At 73.3% G+C, this 15,545-nt stretch carries 17 protein-coding genes; 1 reads left to right on the forward strand and 16 read right to left on the reverse strand.

Annotation, left to right across the window (positions count from 1 at the left end; translation table 11 throughout):
* Positions 1-38: 38 nt before the first annotated feature.
* The 3 genes from ACFWB8_RS23490 to ACFWB8_RS23500 form a co-directional block, all read right to left on the reverse strand.
* Positions 39-1,079: a transcriptional regulator gene (locus ACFWB8_RS23490; protein ID WP_385230328.1), complete on the reverse strand. Its 1,041-nt coding sequence runs from the start codon at positions 1,077-1,079 to the stop codon at positions 39-41.
* A 17-nt stretch (positions 1,080-1,096) separates the two neighbouring features.
* Positions 1,097-1,264 carry a hypothetical protein gene (locus tag ACFWB8_RS23495; RefSeq protein WP_385230331.1) on the reverse strand — a complete coding sequence of 56 codons (168 nt, stop codon included), beginning with the start codon at positions 1,262-1,264 and terminating at the stop codon, positions 1,097-1,099.
* Between the two features lie 149 nt (positions 1,265-1,413).
* Positions 1,414-1,740: a hypothetical protein gene (locus ACFWB8_RS23500; protein WP_385230334.1), complete on the reverse strand. Its 327-nt coding sequence runs from the start codon at positions 1,738-1,740 to the stop codon at positions 1,414-1,416.
* A gap of 145 nt (positions 1,741-1,885) precedes the next feature.
* Between ACFWB8_RS23500 and ACFWB8_RS23505 the strand changes: the two genes are divergently transcribed.
* On the forward strand, positions 1,886-2,884 hold the full coding sequence (locus tag ACFWB8_RS23505) for a LuxR C-terminal-related transcriptional regulator (RefSeq protein ID WP_385230337.1): 999 nt from the start codon (positions 1,886-1,888) through the stop codon (positions 2,882-2,884).
* A gap of 122 nt (positions 2,885-3,006) precedes the next feature.
* On the opposite strand, the gene ACFWB8_RS23510 is transcribed toward ACFWB8_RS23505, so the two are convergent.
* From ACFWB8_RS23510 to ACFWB8_RS23570, 13 genes are all read right to left on the reverse strand, one after another.
* Entirely contained in the window at positions 3,007-4,158 is a 1,152-nt protein-coding gene (locus tag ACFWB8_RS23510) for a hypothetical protein (protein WP_385230340.1), read from the reverse strand.
* Positions 4,158-5,258 (reverse strand): hypothetical protein, encoded by a 1,101-nt coding sequence (locus ACFWB8_RS23515; protein WP_385230343.1) that lies wholly within the window; start codon positions 5,256-5,258, stop codon positions 4,158-4,160. The genes ACFWB8_RS23510 and ACFWB8_RS23515 overlap by 1 nt, the downstream gene beginning before the upstream one ends.
* Positions 5,259-5,313: 55 nt before the next feature.
* Positions 5,314-6,300, reverse strand: coding sequence for an ornithine cyclodeaminase family protein (locus ACFWB8_RS23520; RefSeq protein WP_385230346.1), 987 nt, complete (start codon positions 6,298-6,300; stop codon positions 5,314-5,316).
* Between the two features lies 1 nt (position 6,301).
* Positions 6,302-6,946, reverse strand: coding sequence for a prephenate dehydratase domain-containing protein (locus ACFWB8_RS23525; protein WP_385230349.1), 645 nt, complete (start codon positions 6,944-6,946; stop codon positions 6,302-6,304).
* Positions 6,947-6,952: 6 nt separating this feature from the next.
* Positions 6,953-7,939: a branched-chain amino acid transaminase gene (locus ACFWB8_RS23530; RefSeq protein WP_385230352.1), complete on the reverse strand. Its 987-nt coding sequence runs from the start codon at positions 7,937-7,939 to the stop codon at positions 6,953-6,955.
* Positions 7,939-9,369, reverse strand: coding sequence for a phenylacetate--CoA ligase family protein (locus ACFWB8_RS23535; RefSeq protein WP_385230355.1), 1,431 nt, complete (start codon positions 9,367-9,369; stop codon positions 7,939-7,941). The genes ACFWB8_RS23530 and ACFWB8_RS23535 overlap by 1 nt, the downstream gene beginning before the upstream one ends.
* Before the next feature lie 98 nt (positions 9,370-9,467).
* A complete protein-coding gene (locus ACFWB8_RS23540) occupies positions 9,468-9,779 on the reverse strand; it encodes a Dabb family protein (protein WP_385230358.1) in 312 nt (103 codons plus the stop codon).
* A gap of 4 nt (positions 9,780-9,783) precedes the next feature.
* Positions 9,784-11,172 carry a condensation domain-containing protein gene (locus ACFWB8_RS23545; protein ID WP_385230361.1) on the reverse strand — a complete coding sequence of 463 codons (1,389 nt, stop codon included), beginning with the start codon at positions 11,170-11,172 and terminating at the stop codon, positions 9,784-9,786.
* Positions 11,169-11,927 carry a 2-hydroxychromene-2-carboxylate isomerase gene (locus tag ACFWB8_RS23550; RefSeq protein WP_385230364.1) on the reverse strand — a complete coding sequence of 253 codons (759 nt, stop codon included), beginning with the start codon at positions 11,925-11,927 and terminating at the stop codon, positions 11,169-11,171. The genes ACFWB8_RS23545 and ACFWB8_RS23550 overlap by 4 nt, the downstream gene beginning before the upstream one ends.
* 56 nt (positions 11,928-11,983) lie before the next feature.
* Positions 11,984-12,745 (reverse strand): 3-oxoacyl-[acyl-carrier-protein] reductase, encoded by a 762-nt coding sequence (gene fabG / locus ACFWB8_RS23555; protein WP_385230367.1) that lies wholly within the window; start codon positions 12,743-12,745, stop codon positions 11,984-11,986.
* A gap of 35 nt (positions 12,746-12,780) precedes the next feature.
* Positions 12,781-13,896, reverse strand: coding sequence for a beta-ketoacyl synthase N-terminal-like domain-containing protein (locus ACFWB8_RS23560; RefSeq protein ID WP_385230370.1), 1,116 nt, complete (start codon positions 13,894-13,896; stop codon positions 12,781-12,783).
* A gap of 22 nt (positions 13,897-13,918) precedes the next feature.
* Complete coding sequence (locus tag ACFWB8_RS23565) at positions 13,919-15,193, reverse strand: beta-ketoacyl-[acyl-carrier-protein] synthase family protein (RefSeq protein WP_385230373.1); 1,275 nt, start codon at positions 15,191-15,193, stop codon at positions 13,919-13,921.
* Positions 15,190-15,459 (reverse strand): acyl carrier protein, encoded by a 270-nt coding sequence (locus ACFWB8_RS23570; RefSeq protein WP_385230376.1) that lies wholly within the window; start codon positions 15,457-15,459, stop codon positions 15,190-15,192. The genes ACFWB8_RS23565 and ACFWB8_RS23570 overlap by 4 nt, the downstream gene beginning before the upstream one ends.
* Positions 15,460-15,545: the final 86 nt, after the last annotated feature.

Here is a 15,545-nt window from a genome sequence, read left to right on the forward strand (position 1 = left end):
AGACAGTGCCGCGGGCGTCCGAGAGGTGGGACCGGTGGTCAGCCGGCCTGTTCGAAGAGGAGGGCGCCCGGCCGGGAGCCCCTGGACTGGAGCTCGGCGGCGAAGAGCTGCCAGCTCTGTGCGTAGACCTCGGCCAGCTCGGCCACGGCCGCCTTGCAGTGCGCGGGCAGGCTGGCCGCGATCCCCTCCCGGTTGCGGGCCACCACCGCGCCCGCGTCCAGCAGGCGCAGCACGGAGCGCCCGGTCTCGTTGAGGCGCAGCGAGGGGTCCCGGCGCAGCAGGTTGAAGATCTCCGCCGCGTCGGGCGGCGGCGCGCCGGCGTGACGGCGTACGGGGGCCGGCGCCGCCGCGTGGGGCGGGGCCGGGATCTCGGGAACCGCGGCGAGCTGCGCGCGGCGCGTGGCCTGCCGGGGTGCGGCCACGTCCTCGCCGCGCGCGATACGGTCGCGCACGTCGGAGACGGTGGCGGGGGAAATGCCCGCCTCCCGCGCGATCGAGCGCAGGGAGGCCTGCGGGTTGCGCTTGATGAGCTCGGCGGCCAGGCGCCGGCCGCGGGCCGGGTCGACCGGCCTGGCCCGGCCGTCGCGCCCCACCCGCTTGGCGTCGGGCGCCTCTTCGCCGAAGAGACCGCGGCGGATGTCGGCCGCCCTGACCGGGGAGACGCCCGCCACGGAGGCCACCGCGCGGTCCGACCAGTCGGGGTGCGCGGCGAGGATGTGCTCGACGGCCGCGGTGCGCTCCGCCATCGACAGGGGCAGCCCGTGGGCGACGTTCAGGGCCACCGCCAGCAGGCGGCTGTCGGCCGTGCTGCCGGCGAAGAAGCGTACGGGGATGCTGGTGCGGCCCCTCAGCTCGGCCGCCCGCAGCCGGTGGATCCCGTCGATGACGGTCATCGACGCCCGGTGCACCAGAACCGGCGGGAGCCGCTCGCCCAGTTCCGCGAGCCTGCGCGTGTGCTCCGGGTCCTCCACGGTGCTGCGCGGGGAGCCGTCCACTTTCAGGGCGCCGAGCGGAACGCTCTCCACCGGGATCTCGAGCACACCGTCCCGGAGCCTGAGCACGTACTCGGAGTCGTGCATCCCGGACAGCACCGCCATCACAGCCGACCCGCGGCGGCCGCCCGGACGACCGGCGACTGCCAGCCGGAGTCCGCCTGGACGGAGACCGGCTTCCCGGCCGACGGCCCGGCCGTGGTCATCCCCCCGGCGATGGCGGCCACGGCCGCGAGCACTCCCCCGAAAAGCGCGACTCGACGCATCGTCATCTGTTCTCTCCCCTGTTTCGCGTTCCCCCGGGCCATCGATCGACCCGGTACGAGTCTCCCCCGGGGCGGGGGCGCGCAGAAGCGTCTACGGGAGGGGCAGAGCGGCCATGGCCGCCACAGGCCAGTTGGCCGCCACAGGACGGCTCAGGTCACCCGGCGGTGCGGGGCCACCACTCGACGTCGGGGATCAGCGGGGCCTCGGCCTGCAGGAAGGCCCATGCGCCGAACCACGGCAGGGCCCGTACGACACCGTGCCAGGCGCGGCGCGCGGCGGCCTCTGCGAGGTCCAGCGCCGCGGACTCCAGGTAGACGCCGACGACCGGGCCCGGCCCGCCCGAGGGGTGCACCGCGACGTGCAGGACCCCGGCGTCGGGCGGCACGGCTCCGGCTATCACGGGGGCCGCCTGGAGGGGCAGCGGTATGCCCGCCGGGTGCGGCGCGAGGTGAACATGGATCAGGTACAGCATATCGCCCATCGCCTAAATAAATGGAGACGGCCGAGCGAGAGGCAGACCACAGCGGCCCCCGACCCCCTCATCCATATAATCGATACGAAGATCTCGGTTTGCGCTCGACGGACAACTCGACGGACAAGACGTTCAGGGACGGGGAGGAATTCCATTGCTTTCCGGACTGGGTATTGATTCGGTCACCGAGGCCGTCTACCGAAGCATGCTGTCCCGCCCCGAGGGGGGCATCTGCGACTGGGCGCTCGACCTCGGCCTGCCCGAAAACCAGGTGCGCGAGGCACTGGACCGGCTGAGCAGCCTCGCACTGGTGCGCCGCTCGGCGGCGGACCGGGCCGAAGTGCGCGCGGTGAACCCCCTCCTCGGCCTGGAAGCCCTGCTCGCACAGCAGCAGGCGGAACTGGCCGCGCATCAGCAGCACGTCGAGGCGAGCCGCGCGGCCATCGCGGATGTCATCGCCCAGTACGCCCATCAGTACGCGCCCGGCGCCGGTCCGAGTTTCCATTACCTGGCGGGCCTGGACGCCATCCGGGAACAACTCGAAATTCTCAACGGCCAGGTCCGGGAAGAGTTCCTGACGTTCGCGCCCGGAGGCCCTCAGACCCCGGCCAACATGGCCGCATCACGCCCTCTCAACCTCCGGCTGCTCCATCGGGGGGTACGGATGCGAACGGTATACACCGACAGTATCCGGCGCGACCCGCCCACCGTTGAACACGCCGAATGGCTGGCGGCCCAGGGCGCCCAGGTCCGCACCGTGCCCGCGCTGCCGAACCGCCTCATCGTGATCGACCGGCGCGTGGCGCTCATCGCCGCCGACAGCCACAACACCGGTATCGGTGCGGTGGTCGTGGAGAACCCCGGCACGATCACCCTCCTGTGCGCGCTCTTCGAGACCGTGTGGCAGTCCGCCCAGCCGCTGGGATCGCGGCCGGAGCGGGAACCGAACGGGCTCACCAAGCAGCAGGCCGAGGTGCTGCGCCTGATGGCCGACGGATGCACGGACGAGGCCATCGCCCACCACCTCGGCATCTCCGCCCGGACCGTCCGCCGGACCACGGCGGGCCTGCTCGCGGACCTCGGTGCCCGCAGCCGCTTCCAGGCCGGCGTCCGCGCCGTACAGCAGGGGTACTTGCCGGCCGACGCCGACTGAGGCGCGCGCGCCGGGACGCCGGATCAACTGCCTGTGGACGGCAGTTGAACACCCGGCGGGGACACCGCCCGGCCGGCGCGGGCCCCCGGCTGACTCCGGGCCCGCGCCGACGCCGGAGCGGCCTACTGGGGCAGCGGGCCGCTGAGCCGGGCGACGAAGCCGCTGCCGCTGTAGCCGGTGGTCCACAGGGTGGCGCCGCCGGGATCGGTGCGCAGCCGCTCGATCGAGGTGGCGCTCAGGGGCGGGCTGGTCTTGACCCAGGAGGTGCCGTTCCAGCGGCGCAGCGCGTCGTACCGCTGGGCGGCGCCCGGGGAGTGCAGTCCGACCAGCCACTCGCCCCCGTACTTGGCGTACGTGTTGATGAGCGGGGAGGTGGTCTTGTCGGTCCCGCAGATCTTGGACGTCTGGAAGGCCGAGCCGTTCCAGTGCACGGCGGTGCTGCATCCCGCGCCGGTGTCGCGGCCGCCGAGCCACAGGTCCGTCGAGGTCCCGGCGATCTCGCCGTCGGTGGCGTAGAGCCCGCCGGGCAGGGTGGGCGCCGCCATCCGCGTCCAGGTGGTCCCGTTGAAGCGGGCCACGTAGAACTCCGAGGTCGTGCGGTCCGCCGACTCGATGGTCCCGGTCACCCAGAGGTCGCCGGGTCCGGCCTGCCGGATCTTCTCCAGCCGGACCGAACGCCCGGCGGGCTGGGGCAGGGCGGTACGCGCCCAGGCGCTGCCGTCCCAGCGCAGTACGACGGGTACGGCGGGCTGGGCCGGGCTCTGCGACCAGTCGCTGCCGGCCACGAGGACCTCGCCCGCGGTCACGGACACGGCGCCGCCGTAGGAGAACCCGCTCGGGAAGGGCCGCTCGGTCCAGGTCTGCCCGTCCCAGTGGTGGGCGTCGGCGGCGCCGAGGGTGGGGAGGCCGACGGCCCAGACGTCATCGGGCGAGGTGCCGGTGACGGCGTCGGCCGATCCCTTGAACGGGGGCGGGGCGGGCTTCTGCGTCCAGGTGGAGCCGTTCCAGTACGTCATGGTCAGCGGGAAGGCGCAGGCCGGGAAGGCGTCGCAGAATCCGTCGTACGAGGCTTCCACGACGACCACCGAGTCCGGGCCGAAGGCCAGGACTCCGCTGTGCCCGGCGCCGGGGCCCGAGCCGTAGCCCGGGATGGGCTGGGTCACGTTCTCCCAGGTGCCCGCCGCCGCCCGGGCCGAGGTGGCCCCGGCCAGGGCGAGGAGGGCCGCCGACGCGGCGACCGCGAGGCGGCCGAGGGCAGGGGTGCGCAGGTTCATCACAGCGCTCCGGTGAACCGCGACACGAACCGGCCGGTCGCGTCGTTGCCGACGGCCCAGAAGCCGGCGCCGCCGGGCTCCGCCGTGAAGCGGCTGACCACCGTGCCGGTGGTGCGCGGGGACGCGATCGGGGACCAGGCCGTGCCGGTCCACTTGCGCAGGCCCGTGGAGCCGCCGTTCGCGACCCAGGTGGTGCCGTACTTCACGACCGAGCTGATCTCGGTGCCGTCACAGGTGGGCACGGTCGTCCACGTCGTCCCGTTGAAGCGCAGGGACGTGAAGCAGCCGTCCTTGGTCTTCTTGCCGGTGATCCACAGATCGGTCGAAGTGCCGGCGATCTGCTCGCGGACCAAGTCGTAGGGGGCGTTGAGGGCGGGTGCGGCGACCTGCGTCCACGTCGTGCCGTTGAACCGGGCGACGTACATCTCCGTCACCCCGTTGCCCATCTGGGTCTCGCCGACGACCCAGATGTCGTTCGGGCCGGCCTGGTGGATGGCGTCCACGTGGACGTTCTTGCCCGCGGGCGAGGGCAGGACCGTCACGGTCCAGGCACCGCCCGCCCAGCGCCCCACGGCGGGGCGCCAGACGGAGGTCGTGTTGTCGGTGCCGACGGTCAGGACCTCGTTGCGGGTCACCGCGATGGAATCGGTCCCCCCGCTGAACGTGGAGGGAAAGCCGTACGTGGTCCAGGAGGCGCCGTTCCAGTGCTCGACGCCCCCGTTGGCGATTCCGCCCGGGTAGCCGAAGGACCACAGGTCGTCGGGGGCGGTGCCCGCCGTACGGCCCTCCGGGTAGTCGTAGCCGTAGCTCGCCTGCTGCGCGGTCACGGCGGAGCCGTTCCAACTCCACACGTACTCGGGCAGCCAGCAGCCCCCGATCCCGCACGGTCCCGTGTGCTCGGTCAGGACGGCCGACGTCGCCGAGAAGGGCAGGATGGTGGCGCCGCCGGGGGCGTACCCGCCCGGAATCGGCTGCTGGACGAACTGCCAGCTGCCCGCCGCTTGCGCTCCCTGTGCGGGGAGCAGGGCGGCGGCGAAGGCCAGCAGGCCGGCGGCGGCGCCCATGGCGAACTTGCGTGCGTCCCCTGTTCGGAACTTCAAGACATGCCTCTCCGTAGGCCGGCGCCGCCCGGTGGCGTCGCCGGGGATGGTGCGCTCAGCCGAGGTCGAAGGTGGTTCCCAGGCCCTGGGCCCGGGCCGCCTCGACCGCGGCGAAGCCGGACATGATGTCCTGCACGCCGAGGCCGAGGGACTTGTAGACCGTCACCGCGGCGGGCCCGCTGCGGCCGCCGTGGCGGCCGAGCAGCACCTCGCCGAGCTCCGCCCGCAGGTGGTCCGCGCCGGCCAGGCCCTGGTCCAGCGCGGCCCGGATGTCGCCGGACTCCGCCAGGGCCGACTCGCGGCTGTCGACGAAGAGTTCGGCGCGTGCGACCGCCTCGGCGGTCAGTTCCCGCTGGTCGGGGAAGGAGCTGCCCACGGCGTTGACGTGTGCGCCCGGGGCCAGGTCGATGGCGTCCAGCAGCGGGGTCGTCGAGGAGGTGGTGGTGCACACCAGGTCGGCGCCGGTGACGGCCTCCCGGGGCCCGGCCACGACCTCGACCTCGATGTCCAGTTCGGCGGCGGCCCAGTCGCGGTAGGCACCCGCGTTCTCCCCGCTGCGGCTCCACACCCGTACGCGCCGCAGTACGCGTACCTCGTGCATGGCGCGCAGGTGGCTGCGGGCCTGCACCCCCGATCCGAGGATCGCGAGGTCGCCGGCGTCGGGCCGCGCCAGGGTGTCGGTGGCCACGGCGGAGACCGCCGCGGTACGGACGGCCGTGACGGCCCCCGCGTCGAGCAGGCCGACCGGCTGCGCGGTGTCCGGGTCGAAGACGATGACCATGCCGATGTGCAGGTCGAGTCCGCGGGCCGGGTTCTCCGGCTTGAGGGCCATCACCTTGACGCCGAAGCCCGCGTACCGCTCTCCCGACACGTGGCCGGGCATGGAGCCGAGCAGTCCGCTCTCCCCGGCGGGCCGGACGATGGTGCGCAGCGGCTGCGCCGCCCGGCCGCCGCTGTAGCGGCGCATCGCCTCGGCCATGACGGGGATGGCGGCGCGGACGGGGTAGACCCGCTGGACGGTGTCCCGGTCGAGGAGCAGCACGTCAGTTCTCCAGGACGAAGACGGACCACACCATCTGGATGGTGCGGGTGGAGGAGATCAGCACCAGGTTGTGGCGGCGGGCGGCCGGCAGCGTGGTGAGCGCCAGGTCGGCCTCGCCCTCGCGGACCGCGCGGGCGGCCGCGCTGGTGGAGCTCACCAGCGAGACGTGCGGCTCTCCGAAGGACTCGTCGAGGAGCTGGCCGATGATGGGCACCGGCGCGGGGTGGCTGGCGACGGTCGGGCGGTTCATGTTGGTGCCGCCGGGCAGGGCGACGATGCCGTAGGGCGGGGTCTCCATGAAGAAGGCGGCGGCCAGCTCCAGGCGCGGGTCCATGTAGAACCGGTTGACTCCGGCGTAGGCGTTGGCGACGACGAGGTGGCTGGCCCGCCCGTCGAGCAGGGCCTCGCCGGCCTCCTCGTACGTGTCGAACAGGCGCAGTTCGGGGGTCCGCCCGCGGCCGTCGGGCAGCCGCTGCCACAGCTGGCCGGCGGCCTGCTCGCTGCTGGTGCCGGGCGGTCCGAGGGTGGCGACGGCGGTCAGCGGGTGGCGCTCCAGCGGGGGTCTGGTGACCCAGTCGGCCGTCGCGGCGAGGGCCGCGGGGAGCGCGGAGGCCATGGGGATGGGCAGGGTCGCGGTGATCGTCATCGGAAGTCAGCCTCGCTCGATCGGAACGATGGTGAGCCAGTGGTCGTGGCGGGGGTCGCCCGCGCCCCGCACGGTCCTGTCGTACGCCTCGACGATCCGCGTGGTGAGCGGGCCGGGGGCGCCGTCGCCGACGGGACGGCCGGCGACGGCGACGACGGGGGTGATGCCGACGCCGGTGCCGGTGAGGAAGACCTCGTCGGCGGTGAGCAGGTCGGGGACCTGGAGGTCGTGTTCGCGGGTCTCGACGCCCATGGCCTCGGCGAGCACCCGCACGGTGTCGCGGGTGATGCCGGGCAGCAGGTCGGCGCTGGGCGGCGGGGTGATCAGGTGTCCGTCGCGCAGGGCGAAGACGTTGGCGGTGCTCGCCTCGGCGACCTGGCCGCGGTCGTTGAGCAGGATCGCGTCGTCGTGGCCGGCGGCCCGCGCCTCCTCGACGGCGAGTGCGCTGTTGACGTAGCCGCCGGTGACCTTGGCCTGGACGGGGATGGCGGAACTGCGCGGGCGGCTCCAGGAGCTGATGGCACAGCGGATCCCGCCGGGCGGCGTGTACGCGCCGAGGGTGAAGGCGGTGATGGACACGCTCTCGCTGAGCCCGGTCAGCCGGACGCCGGGCGGGGTGCCGGGCAGCAGGCCGAGTTTGTACGCGATCGGGCGCAGGTACGTGTCGTGCGCGACGGCGTTGCGCCGCAGCAGGTCGAAGGTGCGCTCGACGAGTTCCTCGGCGGTGTGCTTGACGTCGATGCGCAGCAGCCGGCAGGAGCGCAGGAACCGCTCGTAGTGGTCGTGGGCGCGGAAGATCGACAGCTCGCCGGGGCGGCCGGCGACGGAGTAGGCGCGGATCCCCTCGAAGACGCCGGTGCCGTACTGCAGGCCCTGGGTGGTCAGGGGCAGCCCGACCTCGGCGAAGGGCACCAGCGCCCCGTCGTGGAAGACCCAGGGGGCGACCCCGGGGCGTACGGGCGCGGCCGCACCCTTGAGCTCCTGGACGGTCATCAGGACCTCCCCGCGGCGATGCCGGCGGCGGCCAGCGCCTCGAGCTCGTGCGCGTCGTCGATGCCGGTGCGCAGGTCCACCACGCGGGCCGCCTTCCAGCTGACCATCGCGCCGGTGCTGGTGACGCTGCCGAACGTGGACTCGCTGACGTCGAGTTCGAGCCCGAGCCCGGCCCGTACGTCGGCCTGTGTCGCGGCGACGGCCTCCAGGTCGGCGGTGCGGCCGGCCGGGTGCTCCAGGCGCAGCGAGAGCCGGTCGACGCCGTCCTGCCGGTCGATGACGACCTGGTAGTCGAGCCAGCCCCGGACGTGGCGCAGCACCAGGTTCTCCAGGTCGTAGCCGGTCAGGCGGTGGCTGCCGAGCGGGATCCGGTCACGGACCCGGCCGAGCGCCTCCAGCGTGGGGGCGGGCACGGTCTGACCGGGGCGGGCGTCGCGCATGCGGACGAGGTCGCCGGTGCGGTAGCGCACGAGCGGCTTGGCGCCCTGGTAGAGGTGGGTGACGACGAGTTCGCCCTCGCGGACCCCGGCCGGGTCGGGCAGCGCCCAGCGGCCGGTGTCCGGGTCGATGACCTCGGAGTAGGAGATGAGCGGGGCGGTGTAGAGCTTGCCGTCGGCGGCGACGGCGCCCTTGACGCTGGCTTCCTGCGAGGCGTACAGGGCGTTGTGCGCGCGGGCGCCCCACAGTTCGCCGAGGTTGGCGAGGAGGTTCGGGGAGGCGAGCTCGCCGGTGGTCATGAGGACCTGGAGGCGGAAGTCGCGGCGCGGGTCGAGCCCGGCCCGTACCGCGTGCTTGGCCAGGGTCATCGCCATGCCGGGGGTGCAGAACAGGCCGGTGATCGGGAAGTCCCGCATGACCTGCAGGGCCCGCTCGAAGCCCACCATCGGGGAGTGCGGCCACATCTTGGCGACGGTCAGGTTCAGGTTGCGGCAGACGTCCCCGAAGGTGTCGGAGAAGGCGTGCAGTTCGGTGGGGCCGCTGGAGCCGATGACCTGGCCCTCGCCGAACTCCTCGAAGACGGTGCCGTAGTAGTGCGTGAGCACGGTGTTGTTGTGGATCGAGTCGATGTCGTCGCGCGGGCACGGGGTGGACCGGCCGGTCGTCCCGGTGGTCTCGTAGAAGATCCACGCGTCGGACAACGGCCGGGACAGCATGGCCTGCTGGGCGCTGCGCAGGTCCTCCTTCGTGGTGAAGGGGATCGAGGCGAGGGTCTCCTCGTCGAGCCGGGTGATGCGGTCGGGGTCGACGGCCGCGAGGTGTTCGCGGTAGAAGGGCGAGTTCTGCTTGACGTAGCGGACGGTCTGGCGGGCGAGCGCGGCCTGGTGAGCGGCGACGCGCTCGGCGTCCCACTCCCCCGCGAGGAAGGAACGGTGCTGATCGCGCAGCGTGGCCGCGATCTCGGCGAGTTCCGGCCGGTAGACGGTGTACATGGCGAGCCTCTCTCTTCGTGCGGGGGGTGTACGCCCGGCGGGCTGGGTTGCCGCGCGGCGGCACGTCCAGCCCCCGGCGGCAGCGGCGGGGCGGGCGGTCAGGCGGCGGCGGCCGGGTCCTCCACCAGGTCCGCGATCACCCAGGTGCTGATCTCCTTCCACAGGTCGGCGGACCTCTGGTGGAAGGGGTGGACGAGGTAGCGCCCCAGCGCCTCCTCGTCGGGGACCAGCCCGACGATCGCGTAGTCGTACGCGACCGGCCGGTCCGTGACGTTGCGCCCGGCCCGCCACTCCAAGAGCTCCGGCACCTCGGCGCCGATCCGGACCGCCAGCGCCTCGGCGGCAGCGACCCGCGGGTGCTCCCAGTCGTAGCCGGGCTTGAACTTGAACAGCGCGATGTGCCGGATCATCTGATCACCACAGGCTCTCTTCGCTCTCGCCGAAGGCGAGCAGCGCCTCCAGCTCGTCCTCGCCGGCCAGCGGTACGTCGGCCACCACCGCGGCCGGGTCGGCCACCGCGGCCTCCAGGAAGCGCAGGTAGGCGGCGGCGAAACGGTCGGCGGTCGCCGCGTCGAACAGGTCGGTGTCGTAGCTGAAGACGGCCGTGGTGCCGGCCGGTTCCTGCTCCAGGCGCAGCATCAGGTCGAGCTGCCCCTCCTGCTGCGGTACGTCGATCAGCGCGAGGCCCAGTCCCTCGTACTCCAGCGCCGGGCCCTCGGGCAGCCCGCGCGGCACGGTCGGGACCGGCGGCTCCATCCGGTCCATCTGCACCAGGAACGCCCCGATCCGGAACAGCGGGGAGCCGGCCGGCCGCGGCCCGATCAGCGTGCAGGGGTAGCGGGCGTTGACCATGCCGCCGAGGATCCCCTCGCCGGCGGCGGTGGCGGCCCCGGCGAAGGTGGTCGCGGCGGTGAACCGGCCTCGTACCGGCAGGGTGTTGAGGAAGCAGCCGATCAGGTCGCGGGCGTGGCGGCCCATGCGGCTGCTGGCCGGAACCCCGACGAGGAAGTCCTCCTGCCCGGTCCAGCGGGCCACCAGGGACTGGAACACGCCCAGGTGCAGGGCGAAGGGCGTCTGCCCGATCTCCTTGGCCCGGGCGGCGACCCGGTCGGTCAGCCCGTGCTCCAGCGGTACGGCCACGGTGTCCCCGCGGTGTCCGGGGCGCGGCGGGCGGGGCCGGTCCAGGGGGAGTTCGGCGGCCGGCACCCCGTGGGTGAGCTCCTGCCAGTACGCGGCTCCGCGCAGTCCGGCCGGGGAGTCCAGGTAGGTCTGCTCCTGCTCGACCTGGTCGGCGTAACTGCTGGTGAGCGGGCGCCACTTGGGCCCATCACCGGCCGCGATGCCCCGGTAGGCGTCGAGCAGGTCGCGGACCAGCAGCCAGCGGGAGGTGAAGTCGCCGACGATGTGGTGCGTGGCGGGGACGAGCGCGAAGTCGTCGTCGGCGCGCCGCAGCAGGACGACGCGCAGCGCGCCGTTCTCCTCCAGCGCGAACGGCCGCTCGCCCTCCTCGCGGGCCAGGCGCCGCAGCCCGTCCTCGTCGATGCCGGGCACGTCGCGGACCTCCAGGACGGCGAGCGGCTCGGCGCTCTCCTCCCGTACGGGCACGCCGTCGACCTCGGTGAAGCGCGAGCGCAGCTGCGCCTGGCGGCGGCCGGTCTCGGCGACGGCCTCGGCGAGGGCGGCCACGTCCAGCGGGCCGCGCACGCGCAGGGGCATCACGATGTTGTAGACGGAGCTGTCCGGGGAGATCCGGTGGGCCGCCCACATCATCCGCTGGACGGCGCTGAGCGGGGCGGGCGTCATCCGCAGCCTCCGGCGTGGCTCATGTCGGTGGTGCGCCCGCCGACGAGCGCGAGCTCGCGCTCCTCGAACGCACCGGCCAGGGCCGCCGCGGAATCCGGAACCTCCGCCGGGACCCCCGCCGGGACCTCCTGCGGGACCTCCTGCGGGAACGAGGCCGTGAAGTCGGCGAGCCGGTCCAGACCCCAGTAGGGCTCCGAGCCGTTCACGAAGTACGGCACGCCGAAGACCCCGTCGCGCTGGATGTCCTGGAGCGCCTTCACGCCCAGGGCGCGGATCTCCGGGTCGGTCACCGCGCCGGCCGCCTCGTCCGGGTCCAGGCCGATCGACTCGGCCAGGTCGCGGACGGTGGCCAGGGAGCAGATGTCGCGTCCCTCCTGCCAGCGGGCGCGGGAGACCCGCTCGACCCATTCGACGCCCTTGCCGTGCCGCTCGGCCACGAACCAGGCGAGGTGGGCCGGCTCCCACCACGGGTCCTTGTCCACCGGCCAGGTCACCGCGAGGCCGCGCTCCGCCGACAGCCGGCGCACGTCGCGCAGGATGTAGAACTGCTTGGCGCGGGACATCGGCGTGTACGGGAACTCCCCGCCGGCCTCGCCGAGCAGCCGGGCGCTGGTCGCGTCGGGCTCCCAGAACGGCCGCCACTGGAGCCGGGCGGCGAGCTCCGGATGGTGTTCGCGCAGCTCCAGCAGCGCGAACCACGAGTACGGGCTGCGCAGGCTGAAGTAGAAACGGGGTGGCTTGGGCGCGCGCGCCATGGGCCTACTCCTTTCGAAGAGGGTGTGATCCGGTGCCGGTCCGGTGCGGACGCGGCTCAGACGACGAGTCCGCCGTCGACCTGGAACACCTGGCCGGTGATGTAGGCGGCGCGCTCGGAGGCGAGGAAGGACACCAGCTCGGCGACCTCCTCGGCGGTGCCGAAGCGGCCGAGGGGGATCTTGGCGGTCATCTCCTTGACGTGCTTGTCGGAGAGGCCCGCGACCATGTCGGTGTCGATGAATCCGGGGGCGACGGCGTTGGCCCGCAGGCCCGCCCGCCCGGCCTCCTTCGCCAGGGCCCGGGTGAAACCGATGATCCCGGCCTTGGAGGCGGAGTAGTTGGTCTGGGTGGCGTGCCCGGCGGCCGCCACCGAGGACAGGGTGATGACGGTCCCGCGGCGCCGCTTCATCATCGGGAAGGCCACGGCCTTGGCGAAGTTGAAGGTGCCGTCGAGGTTGGTGCGCAGGACGTCGTCCCAGTCCGCGTCCGACATCATCGCCAGGTGGCTGTCGCGGACGATGCCGGCCGCCGTGACCAGCACCTCGACGGGCCCGAACTCCTCCTCGACCTCCGCCACCAGGGCGCGGACGGCGTCGCGGTCGGTGACGTCGGCCTTGCGGACCAGGACCCGGCCGCCGTGCTGGGCGGCCGACTTGGCGGTGAGCGCCGCGGCCTCTTCGTTGGACTGGAAGCACAGCGCCACGTCGTAACCGTCGCGGGCCAGGGTCTCCACGATCGCGCGCCCGATGCCGCGTGATCCTCCGGTGACGAGCGCCACCGGCCGTACTGCTGCGGCGGGGCCGCTTGTCTCGGACATGCTCGTCCGCCTTCCTCAGGGGTGGGTGGTCGGAATCACGAGCCCAGGCGCAGCAGTCCGGCGCCCGCCGTGCCGTCCCGGTCCACGGCGGTGACGAGCGCGAGGCGCCCGTGCAGCGCCGGATTGGCGGCCGACTCGGCGAGTACCGCGGCGATCTGGAACGCCCCGGACGCGGCCGAGGTGTCGCCGATGAGCCGGCGCGGGGTGAGCGTGAGGTACGGGCCCGGCAGCGCCCGCAGCGCGGCCTCCTCCTGCTTGCCGAGCACGCCCGGCGGCAGTCCGGGGGCGACCAGGGCCAGGTCCTCGGGCCGGGCGCCCGCGGCGTGGAGCACGTCGGCCACGCAGCGCTCCAGCGCGGCCTGCGCCCGGTGGCTGTCGGGGAAGGCCCGGAAGCGCAGGCCGAGCACCGAGGCGAGCGGGGTGCGCCCGCCCACCAGCGCGCCCGCGGCGCTCTCCAGGACGAACAGCGCGGCGCCCTCGCCCAGCGGCTGCGGATCGTCGCCGCCGTGGTCCGCGACGTGCTCCAGGCGGGCGCGCTGCGGGGAGAACTCCTCGACGGCGCCGGCCAGCAGGGTGTTCGCGTGGCCGCCGCGCAGCAGCCGGGAGGCGTAGTTGAGGGCGAGCAGGCCGGTGGCGGAGCCGCCGGAGACGGTGACGTTGGGCCCCTTGAGGGTGTGCCGGATGGCGCTCTGGCCTGCCGGGCAGTTCATGACCGTGTTGGGAAACTTCGCCGGGTCCACGTGGAACGGCTTGTCGCCGGTCAGCGCCGACTCCGTGAAGTCCATGATCGACTGCACGCTGCCGGAGGTTCCGAGCACCAGCCCGGTGCCCTCCGGGTCCGCGTCCAGGCCGTGGCCGTAGTCGGCGAGCAGCATGCCCACCGTGGCGGCGGCGATCCCGGTCACCCGGTCCATGGATCGGGTGCCCTTCTTGCCGAGCACCTCACGGACGTCGAAGCCGGGGATGAGCCCGGCCTCCTCGTACGGGACGGGCCACTGCTCGCCGTCCAGCGGGGCCAGGGCGCTGCGCCCGGCCCGCAGGCCGTCCGTGAACTCCTCGCGCCCCAGCCCGTACGGCGAGGCGACGGCCCACCCGGACACGACCAGCGAGGCCGCGGGGGCGGTTCGTACGGTGACTTCTGCGTCGGGCACGGTGGCCCTCCTCTCGGGGATCTCAGGACGCGGCTGCATCGGGACCGTCCCAACGGCCCATGACGAGCACGGCGTTGTTCCCGCCGAAGGCCAGTCCGTTGTTCTGGACCACCTTCAGGTCGGCGGCCACGGCCTCGTTGGGCACGCAGTCCACTCCGCACTCGGGGTCGGTCTCGCGGTGGTTGACGGTCGGCGGCACGAACCCCTCGCGCAGTGCGAGCGCGCAGGCCGCGGCGCCCAGGGCGCTGGCCGCGCCCATGGTGTGGCCGATCATGGACTTGATGGAGATGGTGCGCGGCAGGTCCTCGCCGAACACCTGGCGGATCGCGCCCACTTCGGTGACGTCGTTTGCCTTGGTGCCGGTGCCGTGGGCGGAGATGAAGTCCACGTCCCGGGGCGTGATCCCGGAGTTGCGGTGGGCCGCCTTGATGCACCGGGCGATGCTGTCGCCGTCCGGGGCCACGGGGTGGCTCGCGTCGCAGGACAGCCCGTACCCGAGGACCTCGGCGTAGATCCGCGCTCCGCGGGCGAGCGCCGATTCCAGGGACTCCATGAGCAGGATCCCGGCGCCCTCGCCGGTGAGGATGCCCTGCCGGTCGCTGTCGAAGGGACGGCAGACGTCCGGGGCGATGGTGCCGAGCCGGTAGAAGCCGGTGAAGGTCTTGAAGCACAGGGCGTCGGCGCCGCCGCACAGGGCCATCTCCACGTCGCCGGTGCTGATGGCGTCGTAGCCGTACCCGACGGCGTAGTTGCCGGCCGCGCAGGCCGTGGCGACCGTGACGGTCTCCACGTCCTCCAGGCCCAGCTCCCGCACGATCCCGGCGGAGAGCCGCCCCGGCCACACCCGGCGGGCGACGACCGGATCGAGGCGGTCCTCACCGGCCGCGACCTGAACGCCGACCAGGTGGTCGAGGTCGCGGGACTCGCCGTCCGTCGTGCCGACCGAGACCAGGGAGCGCCTCGCGCGTACGTCGTCCTCGGTGAGCCCGGCGTCGGCCACGGCCATCCGGCCCGCGGCGACGGCGAACTGCGAGGCCCGGCCGAGGTCGTCGGCGGGCAGCCGGCGCAGGTACGCGTCGGCGTCGAAGTCGGTGATCTCGCAGGCGTTGGCGTGCGCGAAGCCCTCGGTGTCGAAGGCCCCGATGGGCTTCGCGCCGCTGCGCCCCTGCCGCAGGCCCTCGGCGAAGGCGCCGACCCCCGTGCCGATGCTCGTCACCACGCCCAGGCCGGTGATGACCACGCGGTGCCGGGCGCCCTGGGCGTGCCCGGCGGCGTTCTCGGTCGACGGGAGGCTCACTTGCCCTCTGCCTCCGCCACGACGCGGTACACGCCCTCCAGGTTGGTCATGCGGCTGAGCTCGGACTGTTCGAGGGTGATGCCGAAGACGCGCTCCAGGCTGGCGAGGATCTCGATGGCACGCAGCGAGTCCGCGTCGTGCTCCTCCTTGAAGAGGCTGGTCTCGGTGACCTCGTCCAGTTCGAGTTCGAGGATGTCGCAGACGATGTCCTTGATCTCGGCCTTGCGTTCGGCGTCGAGGCCGGTCTCGGTGGTGTTGACGGTCATCACTGCCTCCTGGGAAAAACGGTTCACGAGCTGATGACAGTGATTCTTCGAACCCGCGCTATCCGTGCCCTATACCGGTTCTGTGT

The sequence above is a fragment of the Streptomyces sp. NPDC060031 genome (genome assembly GCF_042736805.1).
In the GTDB taxonomy this organism is placed as follows: domain Bacteria; phylum Actinomycetota; class Actinomycetes; order Streptomycetales; family Streptomycetaceae; genus Streptomyces.